A 23,858-nucleotide genomic window follows, 5' to 3' on the forward strand; every position below is an offset into this window, starting at 1 on the left:
CCGGTGGCGTGAGGAGACGGCGGGATGAGCGGAAACGTGGTCAAGAGCGCGGCGCGCGTGTTTGAAGTGCTGGAGCTGTTCAGCGCATTGCAGCGGCCGCTGAGCGTGCGGGAGATCTCGACGCGCTGCGGCTATCCGGGGTCGAGCGCGGCGGCGTTGCTGACCAGCATGAAGGCGCTCGGCTATCTCGCGTACGACGATGCCACCCATACGTATGCGCCCACTGCGCGCCTCGTCAATCTCGGTGAAGCGCTCGTCGATTCGACGGCAGGCAGCCGGCGGTACTGGCATGCCGTCGCAAAGCGGCTGGCGGTCCGCACGCGCGAGGCCGTCGTGATCGCGGTGCAGAGCGACCTGTACGTGCAGTACATCGATGCGGTCGAGGGTGCGCATACGCTTCCGATCCAGTTCTACGCGCCGATCGGCACGCGTCGCGAGATCTGCATGTCGAGCCTCGGCTGGGCGCTGCTGAGTCTCCAGCCGGACAGCGTGATCCGCCGGCTCGTGTCGCGCAGCATCCGCCGGCTCGGCAAGTCGGGCCGGACGATCGACGAGGATGTCGTGCTCGACAAGGTCGAACAGACGCGCCGGTTCGGGTATTCCTATTCGGCGCATACGGTCACGCAGGGCGCCGCGATGATCTCGATGGTGATCGCGGACGGCTGGAACGGCCTGCCGCTGGCCATGGGCGTGGCCGGGCCGGTCGAGCGGATCGACGCGCGGCGCGACGCGATCGTACAGGCGATGCGAGAGGTGCTGGCCGGGCAGGGGCCGGATGCCTCGGCGGGCTAGGGCCTGTTCGGGAAAATTCATTCGTGGGGCCAGCGCAAGCCCGTTATTAGCGTGAACAGGCCCTAGCCGGCTGAAGTTGGCGCGCGCAGGCATTCGCATAGAATCGGGAGGTTTCGTTGCTCCTGTCCCGGCTGCATTTCAGCGAGGTCGCCATGCCATTGAACACGCCGCTTTCCGGCATCCACATCATCGAATTCGAAGGGCTCGGCCCCGGCCCGCTTGCGGGCTGGATCCTCGCCGGGATGGGCGCGCGGATCACGCTGATCGCGCGCCCGGCCGGCCGCACGAGCGCGCCGGACGCGTTGAAGTCAGGCGACGGCGACCTGTTGCGCGAAGGCAAGACGATCGTCGAACTCGACCTGAAGTCGCCGGCCGGCCGCGACGCCGCGCTCGACCTGATCGCACAGGCCGATGCGCTGATCGAGGGCCTGCGGCCCGGCGTGATGGAGCGGCTCGGCCTCGGGCCCGACGATTGCGCACGCCGCCATCCAACGCTCGTGTATGGGCGGATGACCGGCTGGGGGCAGCGTGGTCCGCTCGCGGCTGCGGCCGGACACGACCTGAATTACGTCGCGCTGACGGGGCTGTTGTCGCTATCGGCACCGCGCGACGGCCGGCCGGGGGTGCCGCCGACCGTCGTCGGCGATGCGGGCGGCGCGCTCGGGCTCGCGTTCGGGATCGTCTGCGCGCTGTTCGACGTGCGTGGCGGCGGGCCGGGGCGCGTGGTCGACGGTGCGATCGTCGACATCGTGTCGATGCTCGGTTCGCTCGCGCTGTGGGCGCGCGCGAACGGGCAGCTCGACGGCGCACAGCCGAGCCTCTTTCACGACGCGCCGTTCTACGACGTGTACCGCTGCGCGGATGGCGAATGCGTGACGATCGGCGCGCTGGAGCCGCCGTTTTATGCGCTGCTGGTCGAACGGCTCGGGTTGACCGACGTCGATCCGGCGTCGCAGTACGACCGCGCGCGCTGGCCTGCGCTGAAGGTGCGCTTCGCCGAGGTATTCGCGCAGCAGCCGTCCGCGCACTGGCGCGCGTTGCTGGAGGGTACCGATGTGTGCTTTGCGCCGGTGCTGAGCGTGGCCGACGCGGCTACGCATCCGCACAACGCGGCACGCGGGATCTATCGGACGGATGAGAACGGCAACGTGCGGGCGCGCGTGGCGCCGCGGTTTTTGCCGCTGGCGGGGGGCGGGGCGGGTTAGCGCGAAACCGGCTGCCGGCCGCTCACGCCGTTTCCTCCGGCGCATCCGGCATCTTGCCGTCGCCGACGCGGTTGATCGTGCCCTGCGCGATCGCGACGAGCCGCTCGTGATCGCCATCGATGACGAACACATGACACTGGCAGGTCGCCTGGTGCCGGCCCGCATAGACGAGCTTCGCGCGAGCGACGAGCGTGCCGTTCACGGCCGGCCGCAGGTAGTTGATCTTGTATTCGGCGGTGATCACGCGCGGGCCGAGCACGAGCGCGCCGGCGAACGTCAGCGCGTTGTCCGCGAGGTAGCTGATGACGCCGCCGTGCACGAAACCGTGCTGTTGCCGCAGTTCTTCGCGCACGGGCAGGCACAGCGACACCTCGTTGTCGCCGATATGCATCAGCTCCGTGCCCAGCAGCATGCTGAACGGTTGCGCACGCAATGCGCCGCGCGCGTGATCCGTGATGTCGGTCATCGACTTTCCTCGAAATGAGTGCCCGCTTGCGCTGAACTCTAGGAAGGGGGCAGCGGATAAGCAAGGAAATTCGTCCGCGTTTCGTGCGAATTCTGGTGCGATGCGACGCGATTATTGCGTCGAATGCCGTAGATTTCCCCGTTTGCGGGACATTCGGCGGGAATGCGCGGGCAACGCGCACTTCGTCACTGTCCGTTCCTAAAGTCCGACGAAGAAATGCCGCTAATGCCGGGGCATTGCCTCATCGTCCGCTTTCAGGAATTCCCCCATGTTCGGAAAAATCAAGCTCGCGTCGGGTCTGCTCGGCGTGTTGACCGTGTTCTGCCTCTTCCTGTTCGCGATCGAGGCGCTCGGCTTTTGGGCGCTCAAGTCGACGCGCAGCGGGGTCGACGATCTGTCGAACGTCGCGATCGCGCAGGTCGACGCGGCCAGCCAGGCGACCCAGCAGCTGCTCGACGCGCGTATCAACCTGTCGCGCGCCGGCACGCGGATGGTGCGCGGCGGCCCGAAGCCGGAAGACATCATCCGCCATGCCGGCGCTTCGCTCGCGGAGGCGGACAAGGCGTTCGCCGCGCTGACGGTCGCGCAGCCGGTCGACGATACCAACCGTGCGCGCGTCGCGGCGCTCGCCGAGCGCTATCGCGCGCTGCGCGGTGCGCTGGGCGAACTCGTGCAGTTCCTCGATGCCGACAACATCCAGGCCTTCCTCGACCAGCCGACGCAGAGCATCCAGGACGCCTATATCGCCGAGCTGCACCGCTTCACCGACTATGGCGGCGCATCGAGCCGCACGGCGCTCGATACGATCGACGGCGGCATGCTCTGGTTCAAGTCGGTCGGCATCGTGCTGCTGGTGGCGATGCTCGTCGCGAGTGCGGCGATCTACGCGGCCGCGCGGCGCGCGGTCGTCGCGCCGCTGGAGGAAGCCGGCCGCCATTTCGAGCGGATCGCGCAGGGCCGGCTCGATGAAGTCGTGCGGGCGGGCGGCGTGTTCGAGATTGACCGGATGCTGCGCGGCCTCGCGGCGATGCAGACGAGCATCGCGGGCACCGTGCGCACGGTGCGCCACGCGTCCGACGCGATCCACCTCGGCGCGGGCGAAATCGCGGGCGGCAACGCCGACCTGTCGGCGCGCACCGGTACGCAAGCCGCGTCGCTGGAGGAAACGGCCGCGAGCATGGAGGAACTGACGGCGACCGTCCGGCAGAACACCGACAGCGCACGCGCGGCGAGCGCGCTGGCCGATGCGGCGCTCGATGCGACGAGCCACGGCGGCGGCGTGGTCGACAGCGTGATCGACCGGATGCGCGGCATCGCGCAGAGCTCGGGCCGGATCGCGGAGATCATCTCGGTGATCGACGGCATCGCGTTCCAGACCAACATCCTGGCGCTGAACGCGGCGGTGGAGGCCGCGCGGGCCGGCGAACAGGGGCGCGGCTTCGCGGTCGTCGCGGGCGAAGTGCGCTCGCTCGCGCAGCGCAGCGCGCAATCGGCGAAGGAGATCAAAGCGCTGATCGAGGATTCGGTCGCGCAGATCAACGGCGGCGCGGAGCTCGTCGAGCGCGCCGGCGACGCGATGCGGACGGTGTCGACGTCGATCACGCGCGTCGTGCAGACGATGTCCGAGATCACGTCGGCGTCGGTCGAGCAGAGTGTCGGGATCGAGCAGGTGAACCAGGCCGTCACGCAGATGGATCAGCTCACGCAGCAGAACGCGGCGCTGGTGGAGGAGGTCGCGGCGGCGGCAGCGTCGCTGAACGACCAGACCGCGCACCTGATGCAGGCGGTGTCGGTGTTCGAACTCGGCGATGGACGCGCCGCACGCGGCGAGCGCGCGGCGCCGTCGTTCGCCGAGACGGATTACGCGCCGGTGGGCAGCGCCGCGTAGGCGGTCGCGAGGTGGTAGGGCGTCGTCGACGGCATGTCGGCGCGCGACACCTGCCCGTCCGCCGTCTTGCACTCGAACCAGCCGCGCGGATGCAGGAAGCGCGCGGCGAAGTGCTCGATCTGCCGAGCGAGCGGCGCGGAGGCCGGCGTGCCGCCGTGCGTCGCGAGCGCACGCAGGTACTCGGTTTGCGCCCAGATCCGCTGCGTGCCGTCGACGCACGCGCCTTGCGCGTCGAGTGCCGCGCAGACGCCGCCCGTCTGCGGATCGACGCCGTATTGCTCCGCGAACGCAAACGCGCGCGCCAGCGCGCCGGGGAGCTCGGTCTGCGCGAGCCGCGCACCGGCCGCATCGACCAGGTAGAACCATTCGAACTGATGGCCGGGCTCGAAACGGTTGTCGGCGGAGCCGAGCGGCAACTCGGCCACGCAGCCGGTCGCCGGGTCGACGAACGTGTGCTCGATGGCCTGCGCGGTGCGCGCGAGCGCGTCGTCGAACGCCGCGTCGCCGAAAGCATCGGCAGCCGCGAGCCACGCTTCGGTCAGGTGCATCAGCGGATTCTGCAGCGCACCGCTCCCGGATGACGAGAAATCGGCGTGGCGCGCCGCATCGAGCCGCGCGTCGCCGGGGCGCGGCGCGAAGCGGTCCTGGATCAGCGCGGCGGTCTCCTCGGCCGCCTGGCGGGCGGCGGCGTCGCCCGACGCCGCATACCACGCGGCGCACGCGAACACGATGAATGCATGCGTGTAGAGATCCTTGGTCGTGTCGAGCGGCGCGCCCTGCGCGTCGACGCTGTAGACCCAGCCGCCGTGGCGCGGGTCGCGAAAGCGCCGGCCCAGTGCGTCGAACAGCGTGGCCGCGTGCGCGGTGTCGCCGGCCTGCGCGAACACGAACAGTTGCCGCGCGCAGGCCATTGCGCGATAACGGGTCACGGGCAGCGGCGCGTGGGTGGCCGGATCGACGGCTTCGAACGGCAACTGTAATGTCTGGTCGAACCCTGAACCTCGCCAGATCGGCAAGACGACGTGCGCGAAATGGTGGCGCAGCTGGGCGGCCTGGGCGGAAGCGGAGTCGGAAACGGACATGACGGGGTTGAGCGCTGGGTTCGAAACGTGTCGGCGCGGCCCGGAAGATCGGCGCGGCCGGGGCCAAGGATAAAACATTCCGCACGGCCGGCACCAAAAAAGGAGATAAATCGCATGCTGAGCAACCTGGAACTCGTGATGCGGCTCGTTCTCGCGGCGGCGCTGGGCAGCGTCATCGGCTTCGAGCGCGAGCGCCTGTCGTGGGCGGCCGGCCTGCGCACGCACATGCTTGTATGCGTCGGCTCGACGCTGATCATGATCGTGTCGGCGTTCGGCTTCGCCGACGTACTCGGCAGCAGTGAGCACATCGTGCTCGATCCGTCGCGGATCGCCGCGCAGGTCGTGTCGGGCATCGGCTTCCTCGGCGCGGGGTCGATCCTGCTGCGTGGGGAGATCGTGCGCGGGCTGACGACCGCCGCGAGCCTGTGGTCGGTCGCGGCGATCGGCCTCGCGGTGGGCGGCGGGCTCTACGTCGCGTCGATTTCGGCGACGATCATCATCCTGATCATCCTGGCCGGCATCAAGCCGCTGGAGCGGCGCTACTTCACGGTGCGCCAGCGGCGCCAGCTCGCGCTGACGGTCGTGAGCGGCACGCTGAACTTCGATTCGCTGCACGCGGCGCTCGGCGCGGACAGCGCGCGCGTGAAGCAGTTCATCGTGCAGCGCGCCGACGACACGGGCGAGCACGACGAGGTGCGCATCGCACTCGCGCGGGTGTCGGAGCTCGAATACCAGGCGATCTGCGACAAGCTGCGCGCGCTGAAGGGCGTGACGCGTTTCGAAGAGGGCAATGGGTTGTCGGGCGACGAATAGGCGGAATCGTCATCGGGGCATGCGACAATGACCGAGTACCGATTCCGTTCGACATCCGGTTCCGCGCTCGCGGGCCCCGCCATCCGATTTCCATGACCGAATCCGTTTCCTCGCCTCGCTCCCGCTCCAATCGTTTGTCGACTCGTTCCCGCCAGCGCTCGGCTGCTGCCGCGAGCAGTACGTCCGCGAGGGCGACGGCGCGGTCCGGCAGTGCGCCGGCCGGCGAGGGGGCGCGGGACGAACGGACGCTCGACCTGTTCGGCGATCCGGTGCTCGAGCCGGGTGAGCGCGCGGCGGTTGCAGCGCGCGACGAAGCGGGCGCGCAAGCCGATGCGGCGGTCGATATCGCGGACGACGTGGCCTCCGGGCGGCAGGCCGCGCTGGACGGGTTCGATGCGCGCGGGAGGGCGACCACTGCAGGGCATGCGGAAGCGGCTGACGGCGCGGTGACGCAGGAAGCTGCGACGGTGGTGCACGGTGTTTCGGTGCCTGAAGATGGGGATGTCGCGAACGCTGATGTTGCGCCGGCTGCTGGCGGAGTTGCGGTGAAGGCAGTCGATGTTCCTCTGGCCGATGGCGTTGCAGCGAAGGCCGCTGATGTGCCTGCGGTCGACGGCGTCACGACGGTGACGACCGAACAGCAAGCGGCCGATGGTGCTGCGGCGAAGGCGATCGAATCGCAAGCGGCTGGCGGTGAAGTCGAGAAGCCTGTTGTCGACGCCACCACGGTCAAATCCCGCGCCGGGCGATCTTCCGGTGACGCCGTGAAAGAGCGTCGTGCATCGTCTGGCGGCAAACGCCGGGCGGCTGCCGGTGCAAGCGACGCGACAGCGGTGCAAGCCTCGCCGGTCGTGACGAGCGTCGACACGGTGGCTGAATCGAGCGAGGCGGGCCCGGCACCGGAAGTGGTGTCGGCGGTCGAGCCGCAGACGTCGGCGCAGCCGGCGAACACCGCGAACACCGCGAACACCGCGAACACCGCGAACACCGCGAACACCGCGAACACCGCGAACACCGCGAACACCGCGAACACCGCGAAGGCCCATGACGCCGCACCGTCGGCCGATGCCAGCGTATCCCCGATGACGCAGCCGGTGGCTTCCTCTGCATCTTTCGTCACCAAGCCGTCGGCGGAACGCGCGCAGCCGGCCGCGCCAGCCTTCGATCCGGATACGCACCTGCGCCCGCTGACCGACCGGCTCGCCGCCCTGCAAGCCGACGTGGACGGGCTGACGCGCACGGCCGATCGTGAGATGCGTCGCGTCAACCGCCTGCTGCTGGCGTTGGCTGTCGTCGTGCTGGCCGGGCTCGTCGCGCTGGTGATGCAGACGCGGCAGATCGCGCACCTGAAGCAGGACGTGGCCACGAAGCAGCAGCGGATCGATCGCCTCACGGCCGATCTGTCGACACAGCAGGCAACGCTGATGACGCTCGAGGAGCATCACGACGCGCTGCTGTCGCAAGTCGACCGGCTGCAGCGCAACGCGAATCGCGAGGCGGCCGTCGCGAAGCGTGCTCGCCGCGCGCGTTAATCGTTTCGACCCTATCCTGGAAGCTAGACGGAGCAAGGATCGCCGTTCTGCATCGGCGATCGGCCGTCGCGCGCATGCGGCAAACTGATGCGGTGCGCTGGCAGAATTCAGGGAAAACCCTTAGAATGGAGTTCATCTAAGGGAAAACCCTAGCCACATCTGTCAGGAGTCTCACATGAGCTTCATCCTCGCCCTGCTGCAAAAGATCGACGACCTCTTCGTGTCCCCGCACCTGCCGCTCGACGCCGAATACTCGTACGCTGCGCGTCGTGCCGAAGCCGAGCGCGTGCGCCGTGCGCACCTCGTGCCGATCGTCCTGTATCGTCGCTGATTCGCTGATTCGCTGATTCGCTGATTCGCTGATTCGGCGCGGCGCCCGCCGCACCTGCCCGCCCGCTTTCCGCCGCCGCATCGCGCGCCGGCGCGACCGTCCCGCTACACTGGAAGTCCGATTCCGTTCACGGTGACCGGGCCATGCTGCAGATGCGGCCGATGACGGCCAGCGAATTCCACGCGTACCGCACGCGAGCCATCGACGGCTACGCGCGCGATCTCGTCTCATCCGGACAAAATGCTGTCGAAGACGCGACCAGCCGGGCGCGCGCCTGTTTCGACACGCTGCTGCCGGACGGCCTGCGTACTTCCGGCCAGACCCTCGTCGTGCTCATCGACGGCGCCAGCGGCGACGCGGTGGGCGACCTTTGGTACGCGATCGTGCCCGAAGGGCCAAACCGCACGCTGTTCATCTACGACCTCGACATCGCCCCGTCCCGGCGCCGCCAGGGCTGGGCCACACGCGCGCTCGAGGCGCTCGACGCCGAAGCACGCCAGTATGGCGTCACCGAGATCGGGCTGTCGGTGTTCAATCACAACGCGGCGGCCCGTGCGCTGTATCGGGCATGCGGCTTCGTGCCAATCACGACGACCTTGATCAAGCCGGTCATTTCGGACTGAAGCCACGGGCTGGCGCGGCGTCGTCATGCGCTGGCGATTCGACTCGCCGCGATCGGCCAACACCGGCCAACCCTCCCGCTTCTTCCGCCTGCCGAAAGCGCCGAACGGCCATCAGGCCGTTCGGCACACGTCACCGGCACACGTCACCGGCACACGTCACCGGCACACGTCACCGGCACACGTCACCGGCACACGTCACCGGCACACGTCACCGGCACACGTCACCGGCGCACGTCACCGGCACACGCCAACTGCACGCGTCACCGCGCGCGACCCTTCCATCTCCGCAACAGCAACGCGTTGGTCACGACGCTGACGCTGGAAAACGCCATCGCCGCGCCCGCGATCACCGGGTTCAGCCAGCCGAGCGCCGCAAGCGGCACGCCGACCAGGTTGTAGGCGAACGCCCAGAACAGGTTCTGCTGGATCTTCCGGTACGTGCGTCTGGAGATGTCGATCGCGTCGGCGACGAGCGCCGGATCGCCGCGCATCAGCGTGATGCCGGCCGTGTGCATTGCGACGTCCGTGCCGGTCGCCATCGCGATGCCGACATCGGCCGCGGCGAGCGCGGGCGCGTCGTTGATCCCGTCACCCACCATCGCGACGATTCCGCCGTGCGTGCGCTTCAGTTCGGCGACGACGCGTGCCTTGTCGTCGGGCAGCACCTGAGCATGCACCTCGCCGATGCCGAGCGCCGCCGCGACGGCCGCCGCGCTGCCGCGGTTGTCGCCCGTCACGAGCACGCTCGCGATCCCGCGCGCCGACAGTGCCGCGATCGCGTCGCGGGCACTGGGCTTCACGGTGTCGCCGAAGGCGATCAGCGCGAGCAAGGCGCGCGGCGCATCGGCGCGCATCAGCCACGAGATCGTGTTGCCCGCGCGTTCGAGCTCCGCCGCGCGGGCGTCGAGCGCGGGCGGCACCGCGATGCCGAGTTCGTCGCGCCAGCGCGTGCTGCCGAGTGCGAGCAACTGCCCGCCGACGCGCGCTTCCACGCCGCGTCCAGCCACCGCGCGTGCATCGGCCGCGACGGCCGACGGTACCGCATTGCCGCCCGCGGCAACGTCGGCGTCGTGCGCGGCGACCACGGCGCGCGCGAGCGGGTGGTCGCTCTGGCGCTGCACCGCCGCCGCGAGCGCGAGCGCTTCGCCATGCGGCACGCCGACGGCTTCGAACGCCGTCACGGACGGCTTGCCTTCGGTCAGCGTGCCGGTCTTGTCGAACGCGATCACGGTCGCGCGCTGCGCGAGTTCGAGCGCTTGCGCATCCTTGATCAGCACGCCGTGCCGGGCCGCGACACCCGTGCCGGCCATGATCGCGGCGGGCGTCGCGAGGCCGAGCGCGCACGGGCACGCGATGACGAGCACCGCGACCGCGTTGAGGATCGCGGTTTCAGTCCCGGCGCCGGCGATCAGCCAGCCGGCCAGCGTCAGCACCGCGATGCCGAGGATCGCCGGCACGAACACCTCGCTCACGCGATCGACGAGCCGCTGGATCGGCGCCTTCTCGGCCTGCGCGGATTCGACGAGGCGGATGATGCGCGCGAGCGTCGTCTCCGCGCCGATCGCGGTGGTTTCGACGACGAGCGCGCCTTCACCGTTGATCGAACCGGCCGTGACGGGGTCGCCGTCGTCCTTCGGTACCGGCAGGCTTTCGCCGGTGATCAGCGATTCGTCGATGTGCGAGCGGCCCGACACGATCCGGCCGTCGACGGGCACGCGTTCGCCGGGGCGGATGCTGACGCGGGTGCCGACGCGCACCTGCGCCAACGGCACGTCGCGCTCGACGCCGTGCTCGACGACGCGCGCCCGGTCGGGCCGCAGCGCATTCAGCGCGCGGATCGCGTCCGTGGTCTGGCGCTTCGCGCGCGATTCGAGCCATTTGCCGAAGCGCACCAGCGTGACGATGACGGCCGACGCCTCGAAATACAGGTGGCCGGGATCTGCGGGGTCGCGCAGCAGCATCCACAGGCTCAGCCCGTACGCGGCCGACGTGCCGAGCGCGACGAGCAGGTCCATGTTGCCGGCGCGCGCCTTCACCGCATGCCAGGCGGCACGATAGAAGCGCGCGCCGAAGCCGAACTGGACGATCGATGCGAGCACGAGCTGGAGCCAGCCGTTCAGCATCAGGTCGACGCCGAACGGCGCGACGAGCATCGGCGCGACGAGCGGCGCGCTCAGCACGGCGGCCCCGATCACGAGGTTGCGTTCGCGAACCGCTTCGCGGCGCTTGCGCGCATCGGGGTCCTGCGCGGCGCTGGCCGGTTGCGCGTCAGCGCCGGCCGTGGTGCCGGCCGATGACGCGGCGGCGAGCGACGCGCGGTAGCCGGCGGTGGTGACGGCCGCGATCAGCGTGGCGGCGTCGAGCGCGCCGGCGCCATGCACCGATGCGCGCTCGGTCGCGAGGTTGACGGAAGCGCGCGCGACGCCCGGCACGGCGGCCAGCGCCTTTTCGACGCGGCCGGCGCAGGACGCGCAGGTCATCCCGCCGATGTCGAGTTCGAGATCGGCGGAGGCCGTGGAGGCTGCCGGCGCGATGGCCGCGGTGGTCACTGGCGTCGCGCCATAGCCGGCTTGTGTCACGGCTTCGGCGAGCCGTGCGGCGGTCACGTCGGGTGTCGCGTCGATGGTGGCTCGCTCGGTCGCAAGGTTGACCGACGCGCGCGTGACGCCCGGCACCTTCGCCAGCGCCTTTTCGACACGCGACACGCAGGACGCGCAGGTCATCCCGTCGATGTCGAGTTCGATGCTGGCGGGCGCGGCAGGCGAGGAAGAGTCGAACGAGGCGACGCCGGCATCCGTTATGGTCGGCGTTGCGCCGTAGCCGGCCTGTTTCACGGTTTCGACCAGTTGCAGGGCGGAAACCTCCGCCGTGGCATCGACGGTGGCGCGTTCGGTTGCCAGATTGACCGACGCGCGCGTGACGCCCGGCACCTTCGCCAGCGCCTTTTCGACGCGCGACACGCAGGACGCGCAGGTCATCCCGTCGATGTCGAGTTCGATCGTGGTTTCAGCCTGAAGCGGCTGGTGGGTGGTCGAAGCGGCTACGGGCGACGTTTCGGCGCGAGGCACGGGCACAGCGGTTTCGAGCGCCGGCTCGCGCACGGCCGCACGGTAGCCGGCAGCGCCGACCGCATCGACGAGTTGCGCGGCGTCGATCGTTTCCTGCGCGGTCACGGTCGCCGAGTGGCCATCGAGATCGACCGTCGCGTCGACGACGCCCGGCACGGCGGCCAGCGCGCGCTGCACGCGGCCTGTGCAGCCGCCGCAATGCATGCCGTCGACGCTCAGTTCGATGGTTTGCAGTGCGGCGGAGGCGAGTGGTTCAGTCATGTCGGATTCCCCAAATGCGCGGTTCATGCCGCGAATGGTTCCAGTATCAACATTCCCATGATGGTAAGGTCAAGCGGCGATGACGATGTGACGCAGGTCGAGCGGTTCGGTGCGAGGTCGTCGATGCACACAGGGTGCCACGGTCCCGAAAAGTCAGATGCCCGGCCTCCAGACGGAAAGCCGGGCAACTCATATTGGCGAGCGCGATGGCGCGGTCAGGCGCAAAGCTTGGCGCTCGCGAGACGATTCAGGCTGACGCCTTGTTCGGCGGCCTGGATCACCAGCGCGTGGTGCGCCTGCGGCGGGAGGCGAACCTTGAATTCGCCGCTGTAGGTTCGGTCGGCGATCGGCTCGGGCACTTTCTCTCCGTTCGCGGTCAGGTCGCGCACGACCTCGGCGACGAGCCGGCGAATGCCGGCCAGCGCGCCTTCCGGTGTTCCGTCGAGCCACGCAAGAGATGGGAACTCCGCGCACAGGCCGACGTGCTCCCCGTCCTCCGGGGACCACGTCACGCGGTACGTAAAGTGGTCTTGGTTCATGATTTCTGTTCCTTCAGTCGATCGCGTCGAGAACCTGCCGCACCGGATCAGCCTTTGCTTTCCCTTGATCGTTCTGGATATTCACTCGGGGGTTGCCTTGCCACGGTGTCTTGAAAATGGCATGGCTTGAACCGGATTGGCGGGCCGGTCCGAAGTGCGCCTTGCAGACCTTGAATAGATCGTTGAATCGCACATTCGCGGGCTCGCATCTCATTTGCTCGAGGATCTTCCATTCGCGTGTCATACCGAATGGTGTCAATAGTGACACCATCTGTCAGTCCGGGCGGCGGTTCGATTCGCGTTCGGATCGGTCCCGCACAGGCCGAAACCGATGCGATCTCGCCCCGATTTATTGAGCGGCTCGGACGACATATCGGCGGCGTCCCCATGCCGCAGCTAGGCCCCGCCTGTTATTCGGCATATTGGGGGATGCCCTTAGGCGCTATGATACCGGCGCTGACATCAGCGCCCACCGTAGCGAAACGTGACGAAACGGCCATCCGGGCGAGCTGAGGTGCCCGGGTTCGCCGTTTTCGAGCCGAACCGGGCGTTGACTGAAAAGAAAGAATATTCGGCCAGAATCGATGATTGAAAACCTACGAGAATCCGTTGCCCTGCGGCGCGCGTGCGCGCCGCTGGCCATGGCGGCGCTGCTGGCGGGGTGCGCGTCGCAACCGGATGCGATCCAGCGGAAAACCGGCTGGATGCGCGCGGAAGTCGCCGACTCCTATGTTTATGCGTATCCGCTCGTGCTGATGGACGTTGCGAAGGAAGCGGCGACGGGCGGCGACGGCGCGCAACCGGGGCAGGCGCCCCTCAACACGCTGCGCCACGCGCAGGCGCTGCCGCCCGTCGGCGCGGTCAATCCGCCGCTGCCGGGCGTCGACACGCTCGACTCGACCGGCTGGCTCGACGTCGCCGCCGAACCCGTGATCGTCACGTTGCCCGACACGCGCGGCCGCTACTGGGACGCGCGCGCGCTCGACATGTGGACGAACGTGCTGTGGTCGGGGTCGAGCGTGGCGGCACGCGGTGCCCGCGGCGGCGCGCGATCGCAAACGATTGCCTTTGCCGCAAAGGACTGGCAGGGCACGCTGCCGAAGGGCGCGGTCCGGATCGACGTTCCGTCGGCCAACGCGTGGCTCGAAGTCCGGCTGCAGACGAGCGGCGGGCGCGACCTGACGAACGTGAAGAAACTGCAGCGCGCGATCCGCGTGGTGCCGCTGTCGGTCTACACGGGCGCGGCGCGCGGCGCGTCGGTCGCGGTCCATGCGGGCAGCGCGCCGTCCGAAGCGGTGGGCGGCGGCACGCCGGCCGAGCAGGTGGCCGCGCTCGACCCGAAGGCGTTCTTCACGCGCTTCGCGCAGGCGCTTCAGGACAACCCGGCACCGGCTGACGACGCGCACGCGCAGGCGTCGCTCGGCGACATCGGCGTGTTGGCCGGCTACCCGGTACTGTGGACGGGCGATCGCCTTGCGGCCGCGACGGCTGGTGTGGCCGAGGCGCGCGCGCGGCTGGCGACGCCGCCGTCGAACCTGCTGAACGCGAACGGCTGGAGCTGGATTGGCGATACGGCCGGCAAGTACGGCCAGGATTACACGCTGCGCGCATACGCGGCCTACACGCAATTCGGCACCGCGACGCGCGACGACGAAACGCTCGCGGTCGTCCGTGTCGACAGCGATGGCCATCCGCTGAACGGTGCGAACCGCTACATGCTGCATTTCGCGCCGGGCGCGCTGCCGCCGGTGCGCGCGTTCTGGACGCTCACGCCCTATTCGACGAACGGCGCGCTGCCCGACGTCGGATCGGCGCGCCGCTCGCTCGGCGATCGCGACCGGCTGCGCCGCAACCACGACGGCTCGATCGACATCGTCGTGTCGGCGTCGCCGGGCGGCACGCATGCGGCCAACTGGCTGCCGGCGCCGCGCGCCGATTTCGCACTCGCATTGCGCCTGTACGCACCGAAGCCGCAGGCGAGCGACGGGTCGTGGATGCCGCCCGCCATCGTCCGGAAATGAACGGATGACCGGCGGCGTTGTCCGACCGGCGGGCGCAGCGGCGCCCGAACCCCGTACCGTCACCTCCTGAGCCTATACTTTCGGGATAGCGTGCGCGGCCGCCCGGTTGTCCGGTGCGGCCCGGCATTCCATCCCGAGGCATTCAAGCATGGCAAGCGCAGACAAAGAAACCGTATCCTCGACCCTCCATGCCCTCGGTGGCGTTGCACGCTCGCGCCGGACCCGGCGCATCGGCATCGGCCTGCTGATCTTCATCGTTTTATTCGGACTGCTCGGGTTCTTCGCGGCGCCGCCGCTGATCCGCCATATCGCCGAACAGCAGTTGAGCAAGCAGCTCGACCGGCCCGCCACGATCCAGCGCATCGCGCTGAACCCGTACACGCTGAACCTCGAAGCCGACGGCGTTCATCTCGGCGACAAAGGCGGGCAGGGCGACTTCATCGACATCGCGAAGCTCGTCGTGCGGCCGTCGTGGTCGTCGCTGTTCCGCGGCGCGCCGATCGTCAATGAAGTCCGTCTCGATTCGCCGCGCTTCCATATCGTCCGCTATGACGCGCAGCGCTTCAACTTCACCGACCTGATCGAGAAGTTCTCGACGCCGTCGCCGAAACCCGAAAGCAAGCCGACGCAGTTCTCGGTGTCGAACATCCAGGTCAACAACGGCCGGATCGATTTCGACGACCGCCTGCTGAACGAAAAGCACGTCGTCGACAACTGGACGCTCGGCATTCCGTATATCGCGACGCTGGCATCGAAGACCGACATCTTCGTCGAACCGAAGCTGCGCGCACGCTTCGACGGCAGCCCGATCGCGATCGACGGCAAGACCAAGCCGTTCGCGCAGTCGCGCGAATCGGAGATCGCGCTGAAATTCGACGGCCTCGACGTGCCGAAGCTGATCTCGTACGTGCCGGCGAAGCTGCCGGTGGCCGTGACGAGCGGCCTGCTGAGCAGCGACCTCAAGGTCAATTTCGTGATGAGCGGCGAGACGCCCGCGCTGCGCGTATCGGGCACCGTCGACCTGAACGACGCGAAGGTGACCGATCATGCATCCGCGCCGCTGTTCGCCGCGCGTAGCGTGCACGTCGCGGCGGCCAGCCTCGAGCCGCTGCGCAACGCGATGCACTTCGACGAGATCCGGATCGACCAGCCGGTGGTCGACCTGTCGCGCGACAAGCAGGGCGTATTGAACGTCGAGAAGCTTGCCGCACAGCCGGCCGCCGCATCGAAGGCCGCCGAGAAGCCGGCGGCGTCGGGCGCCACGGCCGCTTCCGACGCGGCCGTTGCCGCCGCCAGCGGCGTGAAGGCCGAAGCCGGCGCGAAGGAGGCGCCGCCGCTCGACCTGACGATCCGTCACTTCGCGATCGACGGTGGCACGGTCAACGTCGACGACCGCGTGCCGGCGACGGCGACCGCGCTGTCGCTCACGAAGCTCGCCGCGACGCTCGACGGCTTCTCGATGCAGGGCAAGACGCCCGCGAAATACACGCTGTCGACGTCGCTGTCGCGCGGCGGCGACGTGACGGCCGAAGGCACCTTCAATCTCGCGGAGAAGCAGGCCGAGAGCAAGCTGACGGTCGCCGCGCTCGCGCTGCCGGCGTTGCAGCCGTACCTGGGCGAAGCGACGCGAGCGCGCGTGCTCGACGGCACGCTCGGCGCGACCGTCAACGCGAAGGCCGACTGGGGCAAGACGCCGCTCGCCGCGCAGGTTGCCGACAGCACGATCAGCCTGAAGTCGCTGAAGATCGCGACGCCCGACGCGAAGGCGCCGGCGATCGTGCTGCCCGACGCGAGCGCGAAGATCGCGAAGGTCGACGTGGCCGCGCGCACCGCGGAGATCGCGAGCGTCGACGCCAGCGGGCTCGCGCTCGACGTGCAGCGCCTGAAGGACGGCAAGATCGACCTCGCGGCGCTGGCCGAACCCGCGCAGGCGTCGGTGCCGAAGCGCACGGTCGCGCGCAAGGCCGAGGCCGCCGCGCCGTCGTGGCATTACCGGATCGACGCGCTGAACGTGAAGGATTCGTCCGCGAACTTCACCGACTTGTCGACGCCGCGCCCGGTGAAGCTCGCGATCAAGCCGCTGGACCTGTCGGTGCAGAAGATCAGCGACGACATGACCAAGCCGCTGCCCGTGCAGTTGAAGGCGACGCTGAACCGCAAGGGCTCGCTGAACGTGACGGGCGACGTGACCGCGCAGCCGCTGAAACTCGGCCTGAAGATCAACGGCAACCGCCTCGACGCGGCCGCGTTCGAGCCGTACTTCGGCAGCGCGCTGAACGCGACGATCGCCAGCGCGCTGCTCAACGCGCAGGGCAACCTGACGTTCGCGCAGGTGAAGGACACGCCGCGCGCGACCTACCGCGGCGACGTCGCGCTGGTCGACGTGAGGATGCTCGACAAGGCGACCTCCGATCCGTTCGCGGGCTGGCGCTCCCTCGCGCTGACGAACCTGAAGGCGAACTACGACGAGAAGGGCACCGACGTCGATGCGTCGCGCGTGACGTTCTCGAACTTCTACGGCCGCGTGCTGCTCGATGCGCAGGGGCGGCTGAACCTGAAGGACGTCGTCGCGAAGGAGTCGGGCCCCGCGCAGTCGCTCACGCGCGATGCGAGCAAGAGCGAACCGGTGCCGCTGTCGCCGGGCATGACGCCGCCGGCCGCCACCCAGGCTGCATCGGCTGCGGCCGCGCAGCAGGCGTCGGCGCCGGCCGCCGCATCCGCGACGGTGGTCGTGAAGGCGGCGACGCCGCCGCAGAGCCCGGTGCGGATGCATTTCGGCGAGTTGCTGCTGCAGAACGGCCGTGTCACGTACACCGACAACTTCATCAAGCCGAACTACACGGCGAACCTCGTCGCGATCAAGGGCACGGTCGGCGCGTTCGGCACGGATTCGACGACGTCCGCGCCGGTCGACGTGGCCGCGAACCTCGCGGGCAACGGGCCGATCTCGATCAAGGGTTCGGTGAACCCGCTGATCGAGAAGCCGGCGCTCGACCTCACCGCGACCGCGCACGACATCGAGCTGACCAACCTGACGCCGTACTCGGCGAAGTACGCCGGCTACCCGATCACGAAGGGCAAGCTCAACGTCGACCTGCATTACGCGCTCGAGAACGACCAGTTGAAGGCGAACAACCACATCTTCATCGACCAGCTCACGTTCGGCGACCATGTGGAGAACGACACGGCGACGAAGCTGCCGGTGAAGCTCGCGATCTCGCTGCTGAAGAACACGCGCGGCCAGATCGACGTGAACCTGCCGGTGTCCGGTTCGCTGTCGAATCCGGAGTTCAGCGTCGGCGGGCTGATCTGGCGCGCGGTGCTGAACCTGATCGCGAAGGCCGTCACGTCGCCGTTCTCGCTGCTTGCGCATGCGTTCGGCAGCGGCGGCGAGGATCTCGGCTATGTCGAATTCGCGCCGGGCTCGTACCAGCTCGACGATGCGCAGCAGAAGAAGCTCGACACCGTCGTGAAGATGCTGACCGAGAAGCCGTCGATCCGCCTCGACCTGATCGGCCGCGTCGATCCGGCGAAGGACACGTCGGGGCTCGGCGATGCGTACGTCGACCGGCTGGTGCGCCAGCAGAAGCTGAAGGACGTGGTCGGGCAGGGCGAGAGCATCGACCCGATGTCGGTGAAGGTCGAGCCGGCCGAGTACAGCAAGTACCTGACGCGCGCGTACAAGGCCGCCGACTTCAAGAAGCCGCGCAACCTGATCGGCCTGCAGAAGACGCTACCCGACGCCGACATGAAGAAGGCGCTCGCCGAGCACGCGCCGGCCGACGACAACGCGCTGCGTGCGCTCGCGCAGCAGCGCGCGCAGGCCGTGCGCCAGTACCTCGACGGCAAGATCGATTCGAGCCGCGTGTTCGTCGTCGCGCCGAAGCTCGACGCGAAGGGCATCGAGGACAAGGGCGCGACGACCCGTGTCGACTTCGGCCTGCAGTAAGCAGGCCATCCGCCGCCGCTGCGTCCGTTCATCCGTTCGGGCGCGGCGGCGTGCTTCCTTCAGCGCGCGGCGATCGCCGGTTCTTCGCGCTTGCCCAATTCCTTCTTCGCGGCCAGCGGCAGACGCGCATCGTCCCACTGCGCCAGCCATTCGACCTCTTTCGCGGTGAACACCTGTCCGTAGTTGCGCAACGCGTACTGCAACGCGTCGACGACGTGGTGGCGAATGATTTCGGGGGTGCGTGCATCGTCCAGCACGAACCGGAGAGCTTCCAGGGTCGACATACTCGTGCTCCGGGTCAGGGAAAACCCTTTATCACACGCCAATAGTCATGCGCCAAGCCGGAAAAAAAATCGCGCGGCGCGTAACGCTGCGGGCGGTTTGACCGATGCACCGGCGCGGTGCCGGCGGGTGAAAGCGCGCGTCGCAATGTGCGCTAGGTCACCTTTCTTTGCGACCGCTTCGTGTCACTTGCGATTGGTTACGTTTGATAGAAAACAGAAAGCCTTGCTTCATGCGAGCGACCCACGACGCGGCGATATTTTGCGCGCTTGTTGGCAAGTCACGCAGTTCAACGTCAATCGATGAGGTGGGGTGATCATGTTTTTCCTTGGTAAGCAGCGGAAGTTGGTGGCGATGGTGGCGGGCGCGCTGGCGCTCGCAGGCGCGGGTGCGCACGCGGCGCAGCAGGACGGCGATAGTCAGGGCGAGGACCGCGGCCACGCGAGCCGCGTCGTGAAGCACGTGCTGCTGATCAGCGTCGACGGCCTGCACGAGCAGGATCTCGCGCGCTGCATCGGCGCGAACACGTGCCCGAACATCGCGGTGCTCGCGCAGCACGGCGTGACGTACACGAATGCCTATACGCCGGGCCTGTCGGATTCGTTCCCGGGCCTCGCCGCGCTCGTGACGGGCGGCTCGCCGAAGACGGCCGGCCTGTTCTACGACGTGTCGTACGACCGCAACCTGTACGCGCCGGGCGACACGAGCTGCTCGGGCAAGCAGGGCTGGAACGTCGTGTTCGACGAGACGACCGGCATCGATGCCCAGAACGGCGGCGCGCTCGTCCACCTGAACGGCGGCGGCGCGTTCAACCCGCAGGCGATCCCGAACGCGAAGGTCAACGGCAAGTGCGTGCCGGTCTATCCGCACAACTACGTGAAGACCAATACGGTGTTCGAGGCCGTGAAGGCCGGCATCCCGAACGCCTACACCGCGTGGGCCGACAAGCACGCATGGGGCTACGACTGGCTGAACGGGCCGTCGGGTACCGGCGTCGACGATCTGATGCGCACCGAGATCAACTCGATCGACCCGACGACGAAGACGGACTACACGGACGTCTATTCGCACACCGCGCAATTCGACAACCTGCACGTGCAGGCGCTGATCAATCAGATCAACGGCCGCGACTCGACGGGCACGAAGAGCGCGCCGGTGCCGACGCTGTTCGGCGCCGACTTCCAGACGCTGAGCGTCGCGCAGAAGGCGGTGGTGACGAAGGGCGGCGGCTACATGGATGCGAACTTCACGCCGAACGGTCAGGTCGCGAACGCGATCACGTATGTCGACAACTCGATCGGCCATATCGTCGCGGCGCTGAAACAGGCGAACCTGTATTCGTCGACGGCCGTGATCGTCACGTCGAAGCATGGCCAGTCGCCGACCGACCGCACGAAGCTCGTGAAGAACGGCGACACGCTGACGAAGCTGCTCGAAACGAACAACTACATCGACCCGAACGGCAACTTCGGCCAGAACAACACGACGACGGGCAACCTGAACGACGGTTCGGGCCTGGTCGACACGGGCTTCGTGCAGACCGACGACGTCGGCCTGATCTGGCTGCGCGACCGCAACCAGCGCACGGCCGTGGTGCAGACGCTGAAGGCGAACCTGAGCTGCAACGCGCCGGGGATCTGCGCGGATGGCTCGCAGGCCTACATCCTGTACGGCGCGGCGCTCGCCGACCGCTTCGGCGATCCGGCCAACGGCCGCACGCCGGACATCATCGTCCAGCCGAATCCGGGCGTGATCTACACGTCGAGCACGAAGAAGGACGAGGAGCACGGCGGCAACGCGCCGGACGACAGCCACCTCGGCCTGCTCGTGTCGTATCCGGGCCTGCATCGCGCACGCACGGTGACCGACACGGTCGGCACGAAGCAGGTCGCGCCGACGATCCTCGGGCTGCTCGGCGCGAACCCGCGCCTGCTGCATGCGGTGGTGGCCGAGAATACCGGCGTGCTGCCGGGGCTCGGGATCGGTCGCTGAGCGACGCGACGCCGCAGGACTGCCCGCCGCCGGCCGTGCGGCGGGCCGGTTGCGCGCTGCGTGAGGGGCTGTGCGCGCCTACTTCGCGAACAGCACCGGCATCATTTGCACCGCGCAATCGTGCATGCGCTTGCCGATCGCCTGCGCTTCCGGTTCGTCCTGAGCCATGAGCGCATCGCCCGCGCGCTTCATCGCCGCGTAGCTGCCGCGCATCGCCGCATACAACGGAATCGGCGACGTGGCATCGGGGCTGGGCCCTTCGAAATAGCCGGTTGCGGCGAGTTCGCCCAGGTAGTAGGTGTACAGCGCGCCGACGTGGTTCGCCTGCAGCCACGCCATCAGCTGGATACGCCGGTAGACCGATACGAGATCGTCTTTCGGGCGCGAGCCGAGCGCGACGAAGATCTGCAACCGCGCGAGCCAGTTGCCCTTGCGCGCGGCCTCGACGAGCGCCGTCCACTGCGCGGGCGTCGTCGAACCCGGTTCGCGCAGGCTGCTCATGTAGTCGATCACGGCCTGCTGGTCCGGTGCCGGGCCGATCTGGTCGGGCGACCGGCACACGAAGCGGGACACGTCGATGTCGGCATCGCCGAGATGGTCGAGCTCATGCTTGATCTTGCCGTACACGTCGTCGAGTTGTTTCTGGACGTCGTCCCTCGACCATTCGGCCGGCAGCGGGCCCAGCCACACGAGTTCGTCGTCATTGGCAGCCGCGGCCGCGCGGTAACGGGCGAGCGCGGCATCGCGGCGCTTGGCGGCGGCGGCCTGCTCGTCGCGCGCGTTATCGGCCATGCGCTGTGCGACCAGGTTGACGGCGTCAGTCAGCTTCGCGCAGCGGGCGAAGGTGTCGTCGCGGCGCGTCCAGCAAGCGTTGTCGACGGTATAGATCCAGCGGGTGTTGACGGTCTCCAGCACATAGTGCGTCTCGCCTGCCTGCCGTGCGACGGCGGCACGTCCCTTGTCGTCGGTCACGCCCTCGGCCAGCACCTTGCCGTCGTGCGTGGTCCAGCTGTAGGGCTCGTTGCTCAGTGGGATTTCGCTGCCGCTGTCGCGGGTCAGGTTGATCGCATAGTGCGTCGTCGGCTTCGTCCCGGCGTGCGCGACGCCGACGGCGGTGAAGGCGGCGAGCGTGATCGCCGCGCAGCGGCGCCAGGTTTGCTTCGGGTGCGCGATGGCGGGCCGCTTGCGGCCGCAGTGTGATGATGGGGTGTTCATTGCCCTCTCTCTCCGTTGTTGTTCTGATCGTGCTTCGTTTGAAGACGCGCGAGTGTAGCAGGCACGCATCGCGGCGGACGGCTTGAATTCCGGAGCATGCACCGGCATATTCGCCACGCATCACCCGTTCAACGACGCACCGAGAGGTTTGTTCATGCGCCTTCTGCTTGCCCTGCTGCTGCCGTGGTTCCAGTTCTTCACGATCGGCCGCCCGATCGCCGGAATCATCTGCCTGATCCTGCAAATCACGATCATCGGCTGGCTGCCGGCCGCGATCTGGTCGGTGTATGCGCTGAGCCAGTACAAAACCGATCGGAAGATCGAGGCGGCGCTGCGGGGGCAAAAGTAAACTCCAGGGGCGATTCCCCGCACGTTGAGCTTTGTTAGCCCAACGGCGACAGTTCTTATTTCGGCGGAAATATATATACTTTATCTGCAACGATCCGGATAATTTATGTAGATTTCTGCTGAAATGAGAGACTCCTGTACGATTCAACTCCACGCCGACGGTGCCTGGCACGACATCGGTGTTGTCACCTTGTTCGGCATGCCCGACGAAGGCTGGCGTGCGCGTGCCTATACGGGTTACGACGTCGAGTGGGCCGTTCGGCATCAGCTCGCCCGCGATGCCCACGCCATGACCTGCCGATTTCCGGTGGGTCTTGAGCCGCTGGAAACGCCGCATTGGCCTGTTTTTCTGATCGATCTGTTGCCACAAGGATTCGGCCGCGCGGAGTTGCTGCGCCGTCTCGGTTTGCCGGAAACCGCCGAGGAACGCGCCGACTGGCCATTGCTGCTAGCAGGGGCCGCAAATTCGATCGGAAATCTGCGAGTCAAGGAGGCCGTGCATTGGTTGACTGAACGTCAGGGGCCACAGCAGGGCTTTACCGACGAGGAGGTTGTCGCGCGAGGCGACGCGTTCAGCGAATATCTCGCCACACATGGCTTCTTCGTTGCGGGCTCCTCGGGTGTACAGGGCGAGTGGCCGAAGCTACTGCTGACCCGTGCTGACGACGGTTTGCTCTATCTGGACCATACGCTGCCAGACGAGCGTGCGCGTGAGCACTACATCGTCAAGTTCGGGCGCGGCGCGAACGCGCGCCTTGCACAGATCCTGCGCCACGAGGCGCCCTACATGGCATTGGCGCAGCGTCTCGGCTTGCGTGTTCATGCACCACTGGCGCTGCATGAACGCTCGCTGTTCATTCGGCGTTTTGATCGAGCGCATGTCGACGGTCGTGTAGTCCGGTTTGCCCAGGAAAGCATTGCGTCGTTGACGGACAAGGCCGGCTTTGGTGTCGCGCCGAGCCACGACGAGGTGTGCTGGCGTCTCGTGCGTCAATGCACGGACGCGCAGGTCGAGGTGGCGGAATACCTGTGCCGCGATGTCGCGAATCTCGCGTTGGGCAACAAGGACAATCATGCGAGAAACACCGCCTTGCAACGTGACTTTGATGGGCGCGTCGCCCTTACGCCGCTTTACGACTTCGCGCCGATGTATCTGCACCCCGATGGCATTGCGCGGCGCATCCGCTGGGAAGGCAATGACGGCGGGCAGCCGGATTGGGCGCGGGTACTGGATACCATCGTTCGAACCAGCGAGCCGCTAGCGGGGGAGGCGCATGTCGCGTTGGATCGCGATGCGTTGCGGGCACGGCTAAGTGCAATGTCGCCGGGTTTGCGGGAGATCGCCGATCATGGTGTCGATCTCGGGCTGGAGCACGATGTCCATGCCTTTCTGAAGCCGGGGCTCGAGCGGCTGGCTCGCGAGCTGGATGCGTTGCGCTAGGCAGGGGGAC

The 23,858-nt window shown here is 67.9% G+C and carries 19 protein-coding genes; 12 read left to right on the plus strand and 7 right to left on the minus strand.

The window, feature by feature from the left end; genetic code table 11:
* Positions 1–24 precede the first annotated feature (24 nt).
* Together QZM67_RS10595 and QZM67_RS10600 are read left to right on the plus strand one after the other, a co-directional pair.
* Positions 25–792 (plus strand): IclR family transcriptional regulator, encoded by a 768-nt coding sequence (locus tag QZM67_RS10595; protein ID WP_301802551.1) that lies wholly within the window; start codon positions 25–27, stop codon positions 790–792.
* A gap of 152 nt (positions 793–944) precedes the next feature.
* Positions 945–1,997, plus strand: coding sequence for a CaiB/BaiF CoA-transferase family protein (locus QZM67_RS10600; RefSeq protein WP_301802554.1), 1,053 nt, complete (start codon positions 945–947; stop codon positions 1,995–1,997).
* A 22-nt stretch (positions 1,998–2,019) separates the two neighbouring features.
* Here QZM67_RS10600 and QZM67_RS10605 read toward each other — a convergent pair whose 3' ends face one another.
* Positions 2,020–2,463 (minus strand): PaaI family thioesterase, encoded by a 444-nt coding sequence (locus tag QZM67_RS10605; RefSeq protein ID WP_011353771.1) that lies wholly within the window; start codon positions 2,461–2,463, stop codon positions 2,020–2,022.
* Positions 2,464–2,731: 268 nt separating this feature from the next.
* Between QZM67_RS10605 and QZM67_RS10610 the strand changes: the two genes are divergently transcribed.
* Complete coding sequence (locus QZM67_RS10610; protein ID WP_301802556.1) at positions 2,732–4,351, plus strand: methyl-accepting chemotaxis protein; 1,620 nt, start codon at positions 2,732–2,734, stop codon at positions 4,349–4,351.
* On the opposite strand, the gene QZM67_RS10615 is transcribed toward QZM67_RS10610, so the two are convergent.
* A complete protein-coding gene (locus QZM67_RS10615) occupies positions 4,324–5,433 on the minus strand; it encodes an AGE family epimerase/isomerase (protein WP_301802557.1) in 1,110 nt (369 codons plus the stop codon). The two genes, QZM67_RS10610 and QZM67_RS10615, sit on opposite strands and share 28 nt — an antisense overlap.
* Positions 5,434–5,547: 114 nt before the next feature.
* Here QZM67_RS10615 and QZM67_RS10620 point away from each other — a divergent pair, with 114 nt between their 5' ends.
* From QZM67_RS10620 to QZM67_RS10635, 4 genes are all read left to right on the plus strand, one after another.
* Positions 5,548–6,246, plus strand: a complete 699-nt coding sequence (locus QZM67_RS10620) for an MgtC/SapB family protein (RefSeq protein ID WP_175024862.1) — start codon at positions 5,548–5,550, stop codon at positions 6,244–6,246.
* Between the two features lie 92 nt (positions 6,247–6,338).
* On the plus strand, positions 6,339–7,778 hold the full coding sequence (locus QZM67_RS10625; RefSeq protein WP_301802561.1) for a flagellar hook-length control protein FliK: 1,440 nt from the start codon (positions 6,339–6,341) through the stop codon (positions 7,776–7,778).
* Positions 7,779–7,953: 175 nt separating this feature from the next.
* Positions 7,954–8,109: a hypothetical protein gene (locus tag QZM67_RS10630; protein ID WP_006481665.1), complete on the plus strand. Its 156-nt coding sequence runs from the start codon at positions 7,954–7,956 to the stop codon at positions 8,107–8,109.
* Positions 8,110–8,252: 143 nt separating this feature from the next.
* A complete protein-coding gene (locus QZM67_RS10635) occupies positions 8,253–8,732 on the plus strand; it encodes a GNAT family N-acetyltransferase (RefSeq protein ID WP_175025033.1) in 480 nt (159 codons plus the stop codon).
* 260 nt (positions 8,733–8,992) lie between these two features.
* Here QZM67_RS10635 and QZM67_RS10640 read toward each other — a convergent pair whose 3' ends face one another.
* The 3 genes from QZM67_RS10640 to QZM67_RS10650 all read right to left on the minus strand — a co-directional run bounded on the left by QZM67_RS10640 (position 8,993) and on the right by QZM67_RS10650 (position 12,871).
* Positions 8,993–12,061, minus strand: coding sequence for a heavy metal translocating P-type ATPase (locus tag QZM67_RS10640; protein WP_301802564.1), 3,069 nt, complete (start codon positions 12,059–12,061; stop codon positions 8,993–8,995).
* Positions 12,062–12,276: 215 nt separating this feature from the next.
* A complete protein-coding gene (locus QZM67_RS10645; protein WP_301802567.1) occupies positions 12,277–12,600 on the minus strand; it encodes a type II toxin-antitoxin system HicB family antitoxin in 324 nt (107 codons plus the stop codon).
* Between the two features lie 13 nt (positions 12,601–12,613).
* On the minus strand, positions 12,614–12,871 hold the full coding sequence (locus QZM67_RS10650) for a toxin HicA (RefSeq protein WP_301802572.1): 258 nt from the start codon (positions 12,869–12,871) through the stop codon (positions 12,614–12,616).
* 313 nt (positions 12,872–13,184) lie between these two features.
* Between QZM67_RS10650 and QZM67_RS10655 the strand changes: the two genes are divergently transcribed.
* Positions 13,185–14,621: a DUF1254 domain-containing protein gene (locus QZM67_RS10655; RefSeq protein ID WP_301802575.1), complete on the plus strand. Its 1,437-nt coding sequence runs from the start codon at positions 13,185–13,187 to the stop codon at positions 14,619–14,621.
* A 148-nt stretch (positions 14,622–14,769) separates the two neighbouring features.
* On the plus strand, positions 14,770–18,570 hold the full coding sequence (locus QZM67_RS10660; protein ID WP_301802577.1) for a DUF748 domain-containing protein: 3,801 nt from the start codon (positions 14,770–14,772) through the stop codon (positions 18,568–18,570).
* Positions 18,571–18,629: 59 nt separating this feature from the next.
* Here QZM67_RS10660 and QZM67_RS10665 read toward each other — a convergent pair whose 3' ends face one another.
* Complete coding sequence (locus tag QZM67_RS10665) at positions 18,630–18,854, minus strand: hypothetical protein (RefSeq protein ID WP_027790361.1); 225 nt, start codon at positions 18,852–18,854, stop codon at positions 18,630–18,632.
* 310 nt (positions 18,855–19,164) lie between these two features.
* Between QZM67_RS10665 and QZM67_RS10670 the strand changes: the two genes are divergently transcribed.
* Positions 19,165–20,844, plus strand: coding sequence for an alkaline phosphatase family protein (locus tag QZM67_RS10670; RefSeq protein WP_301802581.1), 1,680 nt, complete (start codon positions 19,165–19,167; stop codon positions 20,842–20,844).
* Between the two features lie 78 nt (positions 20,845–20,922).
* Here QZM67_RS10670 and QZM67_RS10675 read toward each other — a convergent pair whose 3' ends face one another.
* Positions 20,923–22,059: a hypothetical protein gene (locus QZM67_RS10675; RefSeq protein WP_301802583.1), complete on the minus strand. Its 1,137-nt coding sequence runs from the start codon at positions 22,057–22,059 to the stop codon at positions 20,923–20,925.
* Positions 22,060–22,213: 154 nt separating this feature from the next.
* On the opposite strand from QZM67_RS10675, the gene QZM67_RS10680 reads away from it, so the two are divergent.
* Entirely contained in the window at positions 22,214–22,408 is a 195-nt protein-coding gene (locus tag QZM67_RS10680; protein WP_059684201.1) for a YqaE/Pmp3 family membrane protein, read from the plus strand.
* 123 nt (positions 22,409–22,531) lie between these two features.
* On the plus strand, positions 22,532–23,848 hold the full coding sequence (locus tag QZM67_RS10685; protein WP_301802585.1) for a type II toxin-antitoxin system HipA family toxin: 1,317 nt from the start codon (positions 22,532–22,534) through the stop codon (positions 23,846–23,848).
* Positions 23,849–23,858: the final 10 nt, after the last annotated feature.

It is taken from the genome of Burkholderia sp. AU45251 (genome assembly GCF_030482905.1).
Taxonomy (GTDB): Bacteria; Pseudomonadota; Gammaproteobacteria; order Burkholderiales; family Burkholderiaceae; genus Burkholderia; species Burkholderia aenigmatica.